Genomic DNA, 14,068 nt, shown 5'->3' with positions numbered 1-14,068 from the left:
GGCGCGCTTAGCGTGCCTACTCAACCAGCGGGCGCGCGCACGACGACGCCCCCCGCCCGGATGACCGGACGAGGGGCGTCGAATTCAGCTACGAGGGTTCGGACTCCGTATTAGTAGGAGGTCTGGCCTTCGATTGCCGACTGGAACGTGTACGTGTTGTCAGCGTTGTACTTGTAGATGCCGATGAACGCACTCGACGGCTCGTTGTGTGAGTTGAACGGACCGACGCCGGACTGACCCGTGTACTGGATCTCGGTACCGGCGGTGACCAGCGGTGCACACTCAGCGTACGAAGCGCACTTCGTTCCACCGTTTGCACCGGAGACCGCAGCGAGCTCCTTGTTGAGGTCAGCGGAGACGTTCGACTTCGCCTTCAGTGCCGCAAGAGCGGTGAGGGTGGTCGCGTCGTAGGCCTCAGGAGCGTAGGAGAAGTCCTTGAGGTCGCCGTTCTCAGCCGACTTGTACCAGGCGACCAGCGATGCCTTGAACGTGTCGTTCGCGTTTGCACCGGGGATCGTGCCCTGCGCGCCGGTCAGCGTGCCAGCCTGGAAGTCCTTGCTGTAGTCGGCAGTGTTGCCGTCTGACAGGTAGGTCTTCGGCATGGTCCAGCCCTGGGCGACGAGCTCGGGGATGATCGACTTGGTCTCGTCGAACGCGAGGATCACGATGGCGTCGGGCTTTGCAGCCAGAGCAGCGGTGACCTCAGCCGAGAACGTGGTCTGGCCGGGAGGGAACTCCTGGCCTGCACCCTTGGCGCCGTACACGACGGTTCCGCCAGCAGATTCGATGGATGCCTGCGTGAAGTCGCGAAGGCCGGTTCCGTAGGCGTCGTTGAAGACGAGGAACGCGATCTTCGAGTTGCCGTCACCGGTGATGAGCGAGCCGAGAGCGGAACCCTGTACCGAGTCCGGCGGTGCGGTGCGGTAGTAGAACGGACCGTAGCCACTGAGCTTGGCCGAGGTGTTCGCGGGCGAGATCTGGGTGACCTTTGCCGAGGCGAACGAGTCGACGACGTTCAGCGAGACGCTCGAAGAGGCTGCACCGATGGCGACCGACGGCATGGCCGTGATCAGCTTTTGGGCAGAAGCGGTCGAGACGCTGAGGTCGGTCGAGTCACCCGAGTCGGTGGCGAGGATACAGGCCTGCTTGCCTGCAACTCCACCGGCGGCGTTGATGTCTGCGACCGCGAGGCCGACACCGGCCTGCTCCGGCGGGTTCAGGTAGGCGAGGCTACCCGTGATCGGGAGGATCGTACCGACAACGAGGTTGTTGGCTGTCGTTGCGTCACTCGCGCAGTCAGACGAAGTCGCGGCCGCTGAGGCAGTCGCGGAGGAAGTCGATGTCGTGCTGCCACCGGAGGCACAGCCGGAAAGCATGACGGCAATGATGCCTGCTCCAGCCAGAATCGTGGTCCGGAGGGCGTACTTGGATTTGATCATCCTGTGAACCCTTTCATAGTGCTCGCAAGCCTCGGGCCTTCGGATGAAGACCCCTCACGCTCATTAGGTCCCAACCTACGGTTCCTATGTTTCAAACGTGTTTTCTGTGTGTGCCATAGGAAGATCGTTAGCAATTTGTAATGCATTCCGTCGGCGCTGGGACCGGCTCGACAGAGTCACGTCGACCGACAGGAACACCAGGGACAACCACACGATAACGAACCCGGCCAGTCTTTCGGGCGGCATCGGTTCCCGCAGCACGACGACGCCGATGACGAACTGGATGATCGGGGTCAGGTACTGCACAAATCCCACGACGATGAGCGGCAATCGCTTCGTGGCCGAGGCGAAGAGCAGCAGTGGCACTGCGGTGATGACGCCCGCACCCACCATCGCAATGGTGTGCCAGGAATTGACCTGGCCGAAAGTGAGCCCCGTGGTGGCCCCGACCACACAGAGCTGGATGACGACCACAGGCACCAGCCAGAGAGACTCGAGGGTCAGGCCGTTCACGGCATCGATCTTCGGGCCCACATGCTTCTTGACCAGGCCGTAGAGGCCGAACGAGAAGGCGAGGATGAGCGCGATCCACGGCACTGCCCCGTAGCCGAGGGCCAGCACGACCACGGCGACGGTGCTCAGTACGAGCGCGGCCCACTGCAGGGGGCGAAGGGTCTCCCGGAGAACGAAGACGCCGAGGAGGATCGTGATCACGGGGTTGATGAAATACCCCAGCGATGCTTCGACGACGTGCCCCGAGACCACGCTGAGCACGTAGGTCTGCCAGTTGACGTAGATCAGTGCCCCGGCCAGGCCCATCATGAGGATCAGGCGGGGCTGCCGGAAGACCGCCAGAAACGCGGGCCAGCCTCGAACGACGGTGATGATCAGGGCGCAGAAGACCAGCGAGAAGATGACTCGCCAGGCGACGATCTCGAAGGCGCCCGTCGGTGCCAGGAACAGGAAGTAGAGGGGTAGGCCACCCCAGATCAGATAGGCGCCGAGTGCATAGAAGAAACCGACGCGGACCCGTCGGGCCGCCACAGCCCGGCCCTCGCGGGCACCAAATGAGGAAGGCCCGGGTTCACCGAACCCGGGCCTTCCTGAAGAACTCACTATCGAACGATAACAGCCAGCACGTCGCGAGCGGAGAGCACGAGGTACTCTTCACCGTTGTACTTGACCTCGGTTCCGCCGTACTTGGAGTACAGGACCTTGTCATCGACGGAGATGTCGAGGGGAACGCGGTTGCCGTTGTCGTCGATGCGACCGGGGCCGACGGCGACGACGACGCCTTCCTGAGGCTTCTCTTTGGCCGTGTCAGGAATGACAAGACCGGATGCGGTCGTCGTTTCTGCTTCGACCTGCTTGATAACGATGCGATCCTCGAGCGGCTTGATGGAGACCGACACTGTTGACCTCTTCTTTCTTCGGTTCAAAAGTCATTTTTTTGGCACACTCACACTGAGAGTGCTAACTGAAGTTTAGGGGTGGAGCTAGCACTCGGTCAACCCGAGTGCCAGCCCCGGGTCACGAGGTGCGACCTCTAAACTGACCTGATGCAGAGATCCGAGCTCGAACAGCTGTTGACGCCGGAGGGCCTGCGGTTGCTCGACTCCCTGCCTCCCTACACGAACGGCGGCGACATCGTGCGCTCCGTGGCCGATCTCCGCAAGAGCGGGCACCCGGCGTCACTAGTCGGCACCGTGATGACACAGGCGAGACTCCGCGCCAGGGCGACGTCGAAGTTCAGTGAATTCGCCAGTCGGATGCTGTTCACCGACGCCGGCCTCGAACAGGCAACCCGGCTCAGCGTCGCCGCGGTGCACGCAGGGCGCTTTCGGTCGGCGGGGATCACCCGTGTCGCAGACCTGGGGTGCGGCATCGGTGCTGATGCGCTCGCGCTCGCTGCGCTCGAGATTTCTGTGACGGCAGTCGAACGTGACGAGGTGACAGCCGCCATTGCCGCCTACAACCTCGCACCGTTCCCCACGGCAACGGTCGAGAATGGCGAAGCAGAGTCGTTCGATCTCACCCGCGTCGATGCGGCCTTTCTCGACCCGGCGCGGCGTACGTCTGGCCACACCAACACGACACGGATGACCGACCCAGCCGATTTCAGCCCGACTCTTGACTTCGTGTTCGAGGTCGCTCGTCGCGTTCCGACCGGAGTGAAGCTCGGGCCTGGGCTGGACCGGGGTTTGATTCCCAGCGAGTGCGAGGCGCAGTGGATCTCCGTCGACGGACAGCTCGTGGAGATGGGACTCTGGTTCGGATCCCTCGCCCGCCCGGGCATCCGTCGGGCAGCACTGGTGATGCGAGGGGGCGCCCATCACGAATTGACCGGGCCAGAAGACAGCGAAGACGTCGAGCCCGGCGAGCTGGGCGCCTATCTCTACGAACCCGACGGCAGCATCATTCGGGCACGCCTCATCGGAGACCTCGCCCGGTCATTGGGTACGCGACTCGTCTCTGCCCAGATCGCGTACCTCACAGGAGACACTCTGGTCGAATCGCCGTTCGCCCAGGCGTTCCGCGTGCGCGAGGTCTTCGCGTTCAACGTGCCGACGCTGAAACGCGAACTTCGGATTCGCAACATCGGTTCGCTGGAGATCAAGAAACGGGGAGTGGATATCGACCCCGCGACGCTCCGAACGAAGCTTGCGCTCAAAGGTAGTGAGTCTGCCACCCTGTTCGTGACGCGCGCCGGCGGCAAGCATGTCGCGATCCTCGCAGACCGGATGACCCCCACAACCTGAGGCAGGCGGTGGGGGTCATCGTTCGGTTCACCGCATACCGTACTGCGCACACCCGGCTGCGCAGACCCGTCTGCGCAGACCGAGCGACGCTTCAGTACGAGTACGAGGTATTGATGTTGGAGACGATCGCGATGATGAAGACCAGGATCAGGATCACCGACAGCGCCAACCCGGCGAAACCCGTGATCAAGGCGGTGAGCCAGAATCCGCGGGCGGCCGGCTCCTTCTTGCGGCCCAGGAACCCGAGGACGACGCCGCCGACCGAGAACAGGAAACCGCCGATTCCGAAGCTCACCAGCGAGATCAGGAAGCCGAGAATACCGGCGACCATTCCGATGATGCTGAGAACCGGTGACTTCGCCACGGGGGCGCCATATCCGGCTACGGGCGCAGCGTATCCCGGAGCGGCAGGTGGCGCGGGGGGTGTTGCGGCGTATGCCTGTGGCGGCGATGCATATGCCGGTGGTGGAGTTGCTGGAGCCGAGTAGCTCGGTGCCGGATACGCCGGCGCAGCGGGAGCCGTGTAGCTGGGCGCAGGAGGTGCCGGTGGAGCGACCGGCGGGGCTGGAGGTACCGGCGGAGCAGTGGGCGGCACGTTCGGTGCGGGAGGGGGTGGCGGGGTGTCGGATGCCCCGGGCCCTGCCGGCTCGCCCGGAATACCGTTGCCTGTGGGTGTGCTCGGATCGGTCATGGTGACGTCCCTTCCCTGTTCCAGTCTCGGTTGAGACGCCGCCTGCCACCAGGCCAGGCGTGTTGGCCTCACCTGCAGTGCGGATCTGCTTCTGCCACAGCCTACCGAGGCAGACCTGCCCAGCGGCACCCCTGCCGCAAAGATATTGCCCTGTGACCGGGGGTGCGTCAGTAACCCGAGGCGCTGATGCTGGCGAGTGCCGCCACGTACACGATGATCAGAATGATTCCGAGAACGAGCTCGATGAAGCCGATCACAATGGCCGCGATCGCGAGCCCGCGGCCAGCCTCTCCCGTCTTCTTGACCTGGTTCAACCCCACGAAGCCGAGAATGATGCCGACGACCGTGAATCCGATGATCGAGAGCACGAGCGCGACGATGGAGATGACATTCGTCTTTGCCGCCACGGGTGAGGGACCGGCGGTGTAGGGGGCTGGGGTGGTCATGGGTCTGCTCCTTCGACTACGGACCCGGGCGATCTGTGCGGCACGGGCGCGGTGGTTGACCGACAGCATTGGCGCGGCGGCGTTGACAATAGTGCCAGATTGTCTGAAGAAATGTCAATTGATGGCGCGAATGCCTGTCAGATGACGTGGATGTCCGTGACGGGCAACGTGGAATCCGCACCGAAATCGAGAGTGGAGGGGGGCAGTCCGCGCATGATCAGCTGGGCCCCGAGCGCGGCGATCATCGCCCCGTTGTCGGTGCAGAGCTCGAAAGGAGGAATGCGAAGCGTGATTCCGGCGCGCTCGGCCCGGATGGCGGCCAGCTCACGGATCCGCGCATTGGCCACGACTCCGCCTCCCAGCAGCAACCGTGGCACCCCGAGATCGGCACATGCGGCGAGCGCCTTGGTCAGCAACACGTCAGCAACGGCCTCGCGAAAGCTCGCGGCAACATCGGCGATGGGCACGTCCTCCCCTCGATCCTGCCGAGCTTCGACCCAGCGCGCAACAGCCGTCTTGAGCCCGCTGAACGAGAAGTCGTACCGGTGGGCAGCCATGTCTTTGGGCAAGCTCAGCCCACGGGGAAACCGGATCGCTTTGGGATTGCCGCCCACAGCGACACGGTCGATGTGCGGGCCACCGGGGTAGGGAAGCCCGAGAACCCTGGCGACCTTGTCGAAGGCCTCCCCCGCTGCATCGTCGATCGTCTCTCCCAGCAGCTCCACGTCGTCGACGAGGTCACGCACATACAGCAGTGAGGTGTGGCCACCCGACACCAGGAGAGCAATTGTGGGGTATTCGAGCGGCTCACTGTCGGGGGTCACGAGATCGACGCCGACATGGCCGACCAGGTGATTCACGGCGTACAGCGGCTTCCCCGTCGAAACAGCCAGGCCTTTTGCCGCAGCGACGCCCACCATGAGCGCGCCGGAGAGGCCCGGCCCGCTCGTCACAGCGATTGCGTCGATGTCGTTGATGCCGAGGCCCGCCTGCTCCAGGGCGAGCCGGATGGTCGGGGTCAGAGCTTCGAGGTGCGCACGCGCCGCGATCTCGGGCACGACTCCCCCGTACCGGGCATGCTCGTCCATCGACGAGGCGATCGCGTTGGCCAGCAGTGTGGTGCCCCTCACGATCCCGATTCCGGTCTCGTCACACGAAGTCTCGATGCCGAGCACGACAGGCTCTGCCGGCACCGTTCCGGTCGTCTCGAGCACCTCGGCCGATCTGGCCTGGCGGGTGGCGTCGTCAGTCATCAGATCCTGCTTCCGCTTTCTGCGCTGCGCCGTGCGCAAGATCCAGTCGCATCACGATCGCGTCGACATTGTCGGGTTGGTAGTACCCGCGTCTCGTGCCGATCGAGGTGAACCCCAGCGTGTCATAGAGGTGCTGGGCGGCGGGATTGTCTGCTCTGACCTCGAGGAACACCCGGCGCGCCCCGCGGAGTTCGGCTTCGCTGAGGAGAGCCAGCATGAGTTGGCGTCCGAGACCGTGCCGCCGGGCATCCGGTGCGACGGCAATCGTCTGGATGTCGGCGTCGGGCGCTCCCTGCGGGCTCAGCAGCCCGGCGTACCCGCGGAGTTCGCTGGAGCGCTCGCTCGTGGCGACGAGGTAGTAGCAGTGCGGCTGGGCGACGTCGGCCAGCATCATCGCGGGTGACCACGCGTCGGAGCCGAAGGTGCTGGTCTCGAGCAGCATGATGTCGGCGACGTCGGCCGGCCCGGCCCGGTGCAGGGTGAACATCACTGGCTGACCCGCTTCACGCCGGTCGAGACGGTCACATCGGGAGAACGGAGGTACAGCGCCTGGCCGGTGGCAAATTCGCCTCCGGCCTCGAGGATTCCGAGCGCGACGGAGCCGAGTGCGCCGGCCGAGACGTGGGTCGCATCGACCCGTGCTGCTGCGCCGTGCGGAAGCGAATCGGGCTTCGCCAGGCCCGGGCCGTCGAGCCGGAGCGCTGACCCGGAACCGAGTGCCCCGCTCACTGGCGCGTCGGGAACCGCCGTGTGGAGGCGTGTTGCACCGAGGTCGTACAGCGACCAGTACACCTCCTTGCGACGCGCATCGCTCACCACGAGCAGTTCTCCGCGTTCGCCCGCCGAACGGCGTTCGAAGGCGATGGCGTCGTGGCTGACGACGGGCAGAACATCGATGCCCGCGCCGATCGCGAAAGCGTGCGCAGCGGCGATTCCGACTCTGAGCCCGGTGAACGGCCCCGGCCCCATCCCCGCGACCACGGCTGTCAGCTCTGCGGGCCGGACTCCCGCCTCACTGAGGGCCTGCTCGATGAGTCGCCCGATGACCTCCGCGTGTTTCATCGTGTCGAGCCCGTTGGCTTCGCTCAGGATGCCCCGCTCGCCACTCACGACGGCCACACTCGTCGCTGCAGAGGTGTCGATCGCCAGAACGATCACGTCGCGCATCGTTGTGTCGGTCATCCTTCGGCCTGCCTGTGTCGGTGGAGCGTCACGACACGGGGTTCGACCGGTGCCTCGCCGGCCTCGTCAGTGTCTGCACCACCCTCGTCTGCCGAGCCCGCGTGGCCCATCGGCCGCTCGATCACGAGTTCGAGGTAGTCGCCGACGATGCGATCGACAAGCCCGGAACCCCACTCGACGACGACGATCGAACCCGCGAAATCGATGTCGAGGTCGTCGAGTTCTGCTGCGTTACCGAGCCGGTAGGCGTCGACGTGAATCAGAGGCACGCCGGTGGTGAGGTTGGGGTGCGTGCGGGCCAGCACGAACGTCGGGCTCGTGACGGGTCCACGAACGCCCAGGCCCTCGCCGAGCCCCCGGGTGAAGGTCGTCTTTCCTGCACCGAGCTCGCCCGTCAGCACGAGCACATCGCCGGCGTCGAGGCGCGAGGCGAATCCGAATCCGAAATCGTGCATGGCTTCCGGGTCGGCGATCACCCAGCGATCCGTGTCTGCGGCGTTTACACCGGTGGCGCTCGCGTCGGAGGCCCCTTCAGCTGCCTCGGTGTCGTCGCTCAGGTAGACCCTAGGCACCCGGGGGCCCACTCGCGCGACGATCTCGTCGCCGATCGTGTGCGCGAATCCGGCCCAGTCTTCGGCCGTCGGAACCCCGCTACCCGGCTCCCGTTCGACCGCAGATCTGCCTTCACCGAAAACGATCACCTCGTCGCCGACGGCGACACTGTCGTCGCCGACATCGATGACGAACTGGTCCATGGCGATGCGACCGGCAATGGGGTATCGCTTGCCATTCAGCCAGACCTGGCCCCGCCCGTTCGCCGCCCGCGGAACGCCATCGGCATAGCCCAGGGGCACGAGGGCGAGCGTTGTCGGCCGGGTGGTGCGGTAGTCGAATCCGTACGAGACCCCGTGCCCGGCTCCGACCCGTTTGAGAGAGGCAACCGGTGCTGCGAGCGTCATCACCGGGCGAAGCCCCAGCTCCAGGGCCGTCTCATCGTCGAACGGCGAGATGCCATAGGCCGCTATGCCGAAGCGCACGAAACTCAGCCTGGCCTCTGGCATACGGATTCCGGCCGAACTGGCCGCCAGATGCAGGGCTTCGAATCTCGCGCCCAGCTCCTCAGCGACAGCCACCGCCTGCTGGAAGTGGGCGTATGCCGCCTCGTCATCGGCGGGCGACGCGTCGGCGAGGTGCGACCAGGCGGCATGAAGGCGCACGACACCGGCAGCATCGGCCGCCATCGCTGACTGCACGAGACCTGGCCACTGCTCGACGCTTGCGCCATTGCGATGCAGCCCGGTGTCGATCTTGAGGTGGACCCGCGGGGCGTTCGCCTCGGCTGCGGCAGCGATGGCCTCGAGCTGCCACACGGCAGAGATGCCGAGATCGATGTCGGCGGCCGCCGCGGCCCCGAAATCAGCGTCGGGTGCATGCATCCACGCGAAGATCGGGGCGGTGATCCCCGACGCCCGCAGCACCAGAGCCGCCGGGATGTCGAGCACGGCGAGCGAGGTCGCCCCCGCCTCCAGGGCGGCGAAGGCGAGGGGCACCATGCCGTGCCCGTAGGCGTCTGCTTTGACCGCGAGCATCGTCTCGGCCGGCGCAGCGAGATCACTGAGCAGACGCACGTTGTGCCGGAACGCATCGAGGTTGATGCGGGCGACCCGTTCAGGCGCTGCCACCAGGCGAGCAGACCCCGACGAAAGACCATCCAGCGAGAGACCGGCCGCCGACTCACCGCCCGTCAACTCACCGCCCGTTGAGACACTGGCCGCGCGCTCTTCACTCACTTCGCTCACCGCCTGTACCGCCGCTCGATACGGCCACCGACGCGGGTGACGATCTCGTAGTTGATGGTTTCAGCACTCTGTGCCCAGTCTTCGGCGGCAGGCACTCCTGTCGCCGGGTCACCGAACAGCACGACACTGTCGCCCACCTCGACCACCGAATCATGCACATCGACCACGAACTGGTCCATTGCGATGCGACCAGACACGGTATAGGTCTGCCCGTTGATCCACACGGGTGCCCGGTTCGAGCCCAACCGGGGAATACCGTCGGCATAGCCGAGCGCCACGAGTGCCAGCGTCGACGCTCCCGCCGTGCGATAGGTGTAGCCGTACGACACTCCGCTGTCGGCTTCGACCCGCTTCACTGCGATGACCCGACCCTCCAGCCGCATCGCCGGCCGCAGGCCCAGGGCAGCGGAATCGACATCGTCGAACGGCGAAAGTCCGTACATCCCGATTCCCAGACGAACGAGCGAGAGTCGCGTCTCTGGCAATCGCAGGGCACCAGCCGTCGACGCGAGATGGATGATCGTGGGAGCCAGTCCCGAACCCCGAGCCTGCTCGACGGCACTCTCGAGCATCGCCAGCTGTGCCAGGTCTTCCTCGTCATTCGCATTCGACAGGTGACTGAACATGCCGACCACGGTCAGCAGGCCCTCTGACTGGAGTTCAGCCGCTCGTTCGAAGAGCCCAGCCCACTGCGACGATTCGGCGCCGTTGCGCCCCAGGCCGGTATCGATCTTGAGATGTACTCTGGCCGGCGCCGGGGCCAGTGCTTCACCTCCCCGTTCCGTCGATGTTCCGCCGGGCATCCGGAGGCCCCCAGCGGCGCGGGCAACCGCGTCGAGCTGTGTGCTCGAACTGATGCCCAGGTCGATCGACTGGCGAACAGCTTCGGTGAAATCAGGTTCGGTCGCATGCAGCCACGCGAGAATGGGCGCGGTGATTCCGGACGCGCGGAGCTCGAGCGCTTCGTCGACGTCGGCGACGCCCAGCCAGGTGGCACCACCCTCGAGTGCAGCGCGGGCGACTTCGACTGCGCCGTGACCGTAGCCATTGGCTTTGACGACGGCCATGACCTCGGAGTCACCCATGAGTCGGGCCACCGTTCGAACATTGTGGGAGATCGCCGTGAGGTCGATGGTTGCCAGCCGGAGCGGGGTCTTCGCCACTGCGCTGTTCGTCACTGTGCTCTTCGTCACCGCGGTGTTCGTCACGGGGTCGGTGGTCACGGGGTTCTCTCCGGGCCCTCGGCGACGACAAATGCGCAGGCCGAATCGCCATCGTGGCTGAGAGACAGGTGAAGAGCCGCGACACCGTCTGAAATGACGCGTGCGGCCGAGGTGCCCGCGAGCGAGAACGAGGGTCGACCGTGTTCGTCCGTCACGATTTCGATGTCGTGCCAGCGAAAACCTGTGGGGCCACCAACTGCCTTCACGAGCGCTTCCTTGGCAGCAAAACGGGCCGCCAGGGAGCGCACCGTCAATCCGCGTTCGCTGGGAGCGAACAACCGCTCCACGAGCGCAGGCGTTCGTTCGAGCGACCGACGAAACCGAGGCACGTCGACGATATCCACGCCTACGCCCACAATCATCCGACCGGGCCCATCATTCGCTGAGGGCCACTCATTCGACCGTGACGGACTTGGCCAGGTTACGCGGCTGGTCGACATCGAGCCCCTTTGCCGTGGCGAGCTCCATAGCGAAGATCTGCAGTGGAACCACGGCGAGCAGCGGCTCGAACAACGCACCGGCAAGAGGAATGGGAATCACCTCGTCGGCGAACGGCAACACGGCGGCGTCACCCTGCTCTGCGACGGCAAGGATCCGGGCACCTCGCGCCCGGATCTCCTGGATGTTCGACACGACTTTGGCGTGAAGAGAATTCGGGTCCCTGGGGCTCGGCACGACCACAAAGACCGGTTGCCCCGGTTCGATGAGGGCGATCGGGCCGTGCTTCAATTCGCCTGCCGCGAACCCTTCAGCGTGGATGTACGCGAGTTCCTTGAGCTTGAGGGCACCCTCGAGCGCCACCGGGTAGCCGACATGCCTGCCGAGGAAGAGAACGGCGCGCGTGTCCGACATCCACCCGGCGAGCTCCCTGATGCGTGGTGCCGTGAGGAGTACCTTCTCGAGCTTCGCCGGAATGGCCTGGAGCTCGTCGAGCGCGGCCGCAATCTCGGCCGCTGGAAGGGTATCCCGAACACTGGCGAGGTGAAGCCCGAAGAGATACAGGGCGGCGATCTGGGCGACAAATGCCTTCGTCGATGCGACGGCGACCTCAGGGCCGGCGTGCGTGTAGATGACCGCGTCGGACTCCCGGGCGATTGTTGCACCCTGCGTGTTGCAGATCGAGAGCGTCCGTGCGCCCGCTTCGATGGCATACTTCACGGCCATCAGGGTGTCCATGGTCTCGCCGGACTGGCTGATCGAGATGACAAGGGTGTTCGGCGTCAATACCGGGTCTTCGTAGCGGAACTCGTGCGAGAGCTGCACTTCGACCGGAATGCGCGCCCACTTCTCGAGTGCGTACTTACCGAGCATCCCGGCATAACTGGCCGTGCCGCAGGCGATGATGACGATTCTGTCGATGGCTTCGAGGTGTTCGGCCAGCACGCCGAGGTCGGGGAGCACGACTTTCTTGTTTTCGACCCGACCCAGCAGGGTCTTCAGGACCGCCTCGGGTTGTTCACTGATCTCCTTCGCCATGAAGCTCGACCAACCGCCCTTCTCGGCGGCCGACGCGTCCCACGAGACCTGGAACTCCGAGACCGGCACCTCGGTGCCGAAGAAATCGGTGACCACGACCGAGTCGGGAGTGATGGTGACGATCTGGTCCTGGCCGATGGCAACGGCTCGCTGAGTGTGTTCGACGAAGGCCGCGACATCAGAGCCGAGGAAGTTCTCGCCCTCGCCCAGCCCGATCACGAGCGGTGAGTTGCGGCGGGCACCGACGACGACGCCGGGCTCACCTTTGTGGAGTGCCAGAAGCGTGAAAGCTCCCTCGAGTCGCACCACGACACGCCCCAGGGCCGCAGCGAGGCCGTCACCCTTGTCGTATTCACGCCCGAGGAGCTTGGCTGCGACCTCGGTGTCGGTCTCGCTGTCGAAGGTGAATCCTTCAGCAAGCAACTCCGCCTTGAGGCCTGCGAAGTTCTCGATGATGCCGTTGTGGATGAGCGCGAGAGTGCCGTCCTGGCTGAGGTGCGGGTGCGCATTCACGTCGGTGGGGCCGCCGTGCGTCGCCCAGCGGGTGTGCCCGATGCCCGTCGAACCGTTCTGCAGCGGGTTGGCCGCAAGATCGTCGACCAGCACCGCGAGCTTGCCCGCACGCTTTCGCGTGACCAGGTCACCGTCATCGGTGATGATCGCCACACCGGCGGAGTCATAGCCCCGATATTCCAGACGCCGAAGGCCGCCGAGGAGAACCTCCAGGCTTTGGGGTCGACCGACATAGCCCACGATTCCACACATGGATTCGATTTTACAGGTGGGTACCTGTGTTGAGGCACAATGGAGGTCTATGGCCGATCCCACGTCGAATCCCGCACTCAATTCAGCAGCGGGCCAGACCACCCCTTTTGTCGAGATTGACCGAGCTGAGTGGGCCGCGCTGGCGCCGGCCACGCCGCATCCATTGCTCGAAACCGAAATCGTGCAACTCCGGGGTCTCGGCGAGCCGCTCGACATGACCGAGGTCGCTGAGGTCTACCTGCCGCTCAGCCGGCTGCTGAACCTGTACGCCGCCGGGTACAAGAACCTGCATCGGTCGACGAGTGATTTTCTCGGAGAAAAGGCAAGGAGTACTCCGTTCGTCATCGGCATTGCGGGTTCGGTCGCCGTCGGCAAGTCCACGATCGCGCGCCTGCTTCGCGAACTTCTGGCACGGTGGGACGACACGCCCCGAGTGGAACTCGTCACCACCGACGGCTTCCTGCTGCCCAACCGGGAACTCCAACGACTGGGTCTCATGGATCGCAAGGGCTTCCCCGAGAGTTACGACAGGAAGGCGCTGCTGCGTTTCGTCACCGCCATCAAGAGCGGAGCAAGCGAAGTGCGCGCGCCGTTCTACTCGCACCTGAGCTACGACATCGTGCCCGACGCCCAGATTGTCGTGCACCAGCCCGACATCCTCATCGTCGAGGGTCTGAACGTGTTGCAACCGCCGACACCGGGCAACCGACTCGCCGTCAGTGACCTGTTCGACTTCACGATCTACGTCGATGCCCGAACGGCAGACATCGCGCGCTGGTACGAGGAGCGCTTCCTGAAACTCAAGAACGGTGCCTTCGCGAGCCCGAGTTCCTACTTCCACCGCTACGCGAGTCTCTCTGACGAGGAGGCACGGCAGACGGCGAACTCCATCTGGGAGTCGATCAACCAGCCGAACCTTCTGCAGAATGTACTGCCGACACGATCGCGCGCAACACTGGTGCTGAGAAAAGACGCCACGCACCACGTCAGCCGTGTGCTGCTGCGCAAGATCTGACAGCGGTCCGCAAGACCGGA

14 protein-coding genes are annotated in these 14,068 nt (G+C 64.9%); 2 read left to right on the top strand and 12 right to left on the bottom strand.

What is annotated here, in order from left to right; genetic code table 11:
• Window positions 1-110: 110 nt before the first annotated feature.
• From JOE66_RS05110 to groES, 3 genes are all read right to left on the bottom strand, one after another.
• Window positions 111-1,439: an ABC transporter substrate-binding protein gene (locus tag JOE66_RS05110; RefSeq protein ID WP_205107347.1), complete on the bottom strand. Its 1,329-nt coding sequence runs from the start codon at window positions 1,437-1,439 to the stop codon at window positions 111-113.
• An 84-nt stretch (window positions 1,440-1,523) separates the two neighbouring features.
• Window positions 1,524-2,555: an EamA family transporter RarD gene (gene rarD, locus JOE66_RS05105; RefSeq protein ID WP_307827058.1), complete on the bottom strand. Its 1,032-nt coding sequence runs from the start codon at window positions 2,553-2,555 to the stop codon at window positions 1,524-1,526.
• Window positions 2,555-2,851, bottom strand: coding sequence for a co-chaperone GroES (gene groES / locus JOE66_RS05100; RefSeq protein ID WP_205107345.1), 297 nt, complete (start codon window positions 2,849-2,851; stop codon window positions 2,555-2,557). Before groES ends, rarD begins: the two co-directional genes overlap by 1 nt.
• Before the next feature lie 147 nt (window positions 2,852-2,998).
• On the opposite strand from groES, the gene JOE66_RS05095 reads away from it, so the two are divergent.
• Window positions 2,999-4,198, top strand: a complete 1,200-nt coding sequence (locus JOE66_RS05095) for a class I SAM-dependent methyltransferase (protein ID WP_205107343.1) — start codon at window positions 2,999-3,001, stop codon at window positions 4,196-4,198.
• A gap of 91 nt (window positions 4,199-4,289) precedes the next feature.
• On the opposite strand, the gene JOE66_RS05090 is transcribed toward JOE66_RS05095, so the two are convergent.
• The 9 genes from JOE66_RS05090 to glmS form a co-directional block, all read right to left on the bottom strand.
• Window positions 4,290-4,889: a hypothetical protein gene (locus JOE66_RS05090; protein WP_205107340.1), complete on the bottom strand. Its 600-nt coding sequence runs from the start codon at window positions 4,887-4,889 to the stop codon at window positions 4,290-4,292.
• A gap of 167 nt (window positions 4,890-5,056) precedes the next feature.
• Window positions 5,057-5,335, bottom strand: coding sequence for a DUF4190 domain-containing protein (locus JOE66_RS05085; RefSeq protein ID WP_205107339.1), 279 nt, complete (start codon window positions 5,333-5,335; stop codon window positions 5,057-5,059).
• A 137-nt stretch (window positions 5,336-5,472) separates the two neighbouring features.
• Window positions 5,473-6,588: a tRNA (adenosine(37)-N6)-threonylcarbamoyltransferase complex transferase subunit TsaD gene (gene tsaD, locus JOE66_RS05080; protein ID WP_205107336.1), complete on the bottom strand. Its 1,116-nt coding sequence runs from the start codon at window positions 6,586-6,588 to the stop codon at window positions 5,473-5,475.
• On the bottom strand, window positions 6,581-7,075 hold the full coding sequence (gene rimI / locus JOE66_RS05075) for a ribosomal protein S18-alanine N-acetyltransferase (protein ID WP_205111640.1): 495 nt from the start codon (window positions 7,073-7,075) through the stop codon (window positions 6,581-6,583). The genes tsaD and rimI overlap by 8 nt, the downstream gene beginning before the upstream one ends.
• Entirely contained in the window at window positions 7,075-7,770 is a 696-nt protein-coding gene (tsaB, locus tag JOE66_RS05070; RefSeq protein ID WP_239518229.1) for a tRNA (adenosine(37)-N6)-threonylcarbamoyltransferase complex dimerization subunit type 1 TsaB, read from the bottom strand. The genes rimI and tsaB overlap by 1 nt, the downstream gene beginning before the upstream one ends.
• Complete coding sequence (alr, locus tag JOE66_RS05065; protein WP_307827057.1) at window positions 7,767-9,560, bottom strand: alanine racemase; 1,794 nt, start codon at window positions 9,558-9,560, stop codon at window positions 7,767-7,769. Before alr (JOE66_RS05065) ends, tsaB begins: the two co-directional genes overlap by 4 nt.
• 5 nt (window positions 9,561-9,565) lie before the next feature.
• Complete coding sequence (gene alr, locus JOE66_RS05060; RefSeq protein ID WP_372435505.1) at window positions 9,566-10,747, bottom strand: alanine racemase; 1,182 nt, start codon at window positions 10,745-10,747, stop codon at window positions 9,566-9,568.
• A 41-nt stretch (window positions 10,748-10,788) separates the two neighbouring features.
• Entirely contained in the window at window positions 10,789-11,154 is a 366-nt protein-coding gene (locus JOE66_RS05055) for a holo-ACP synthase (RefSeq protein WP_205107333.1), read from the bottom strand.
• Between the two features lie 31 nt (window positions 11,155-11,185).
• The gene (gene glmS, locus JOE66_RS05050; RefSeq protein ID WP_205107331.1) at window positions 11,186-13,033 is read right to left on the bottom strand and encodes a glutamine--fructose-6-phosphate transaminase (isomerizing); all 1,848 of its coding nucleotides are present in this window, start codon (window positions 13,031-13,033) and stop codon (window positions 11,186-11,188) included.
• Between the two features lie 49 nt (window positions 13,034-13,082).
• Between glmS and coaA the strand changes: the two genes are divergently transcribed.
• Window positions 13,083-14,048, top strand: coding sequence for a type I pantothenate kinase (gene coaA / locus JOE66_RS05045; protein WP_205107328.1), 966 nt, complete (start codon window positions 13,083-13,085; stop codon window positions 14,046-14,048).
• Window positions 14,049-14,068 lie beyond the last annotated feature (20 nt).

It is taken from the genome of Subtercola frigoramans, assembly GCF_016907385.1.
In the GTDB taxonomy this organism is placed as follows: Bacteria; Actinomycetota; Actinomycetes; order Actinomycetales; family Microbacteriaceae; genus Subtercola; species Subtercola frigoramans.
This window is presented reverse-complemented; position numbering and strand designations above follow the sequence as displayed.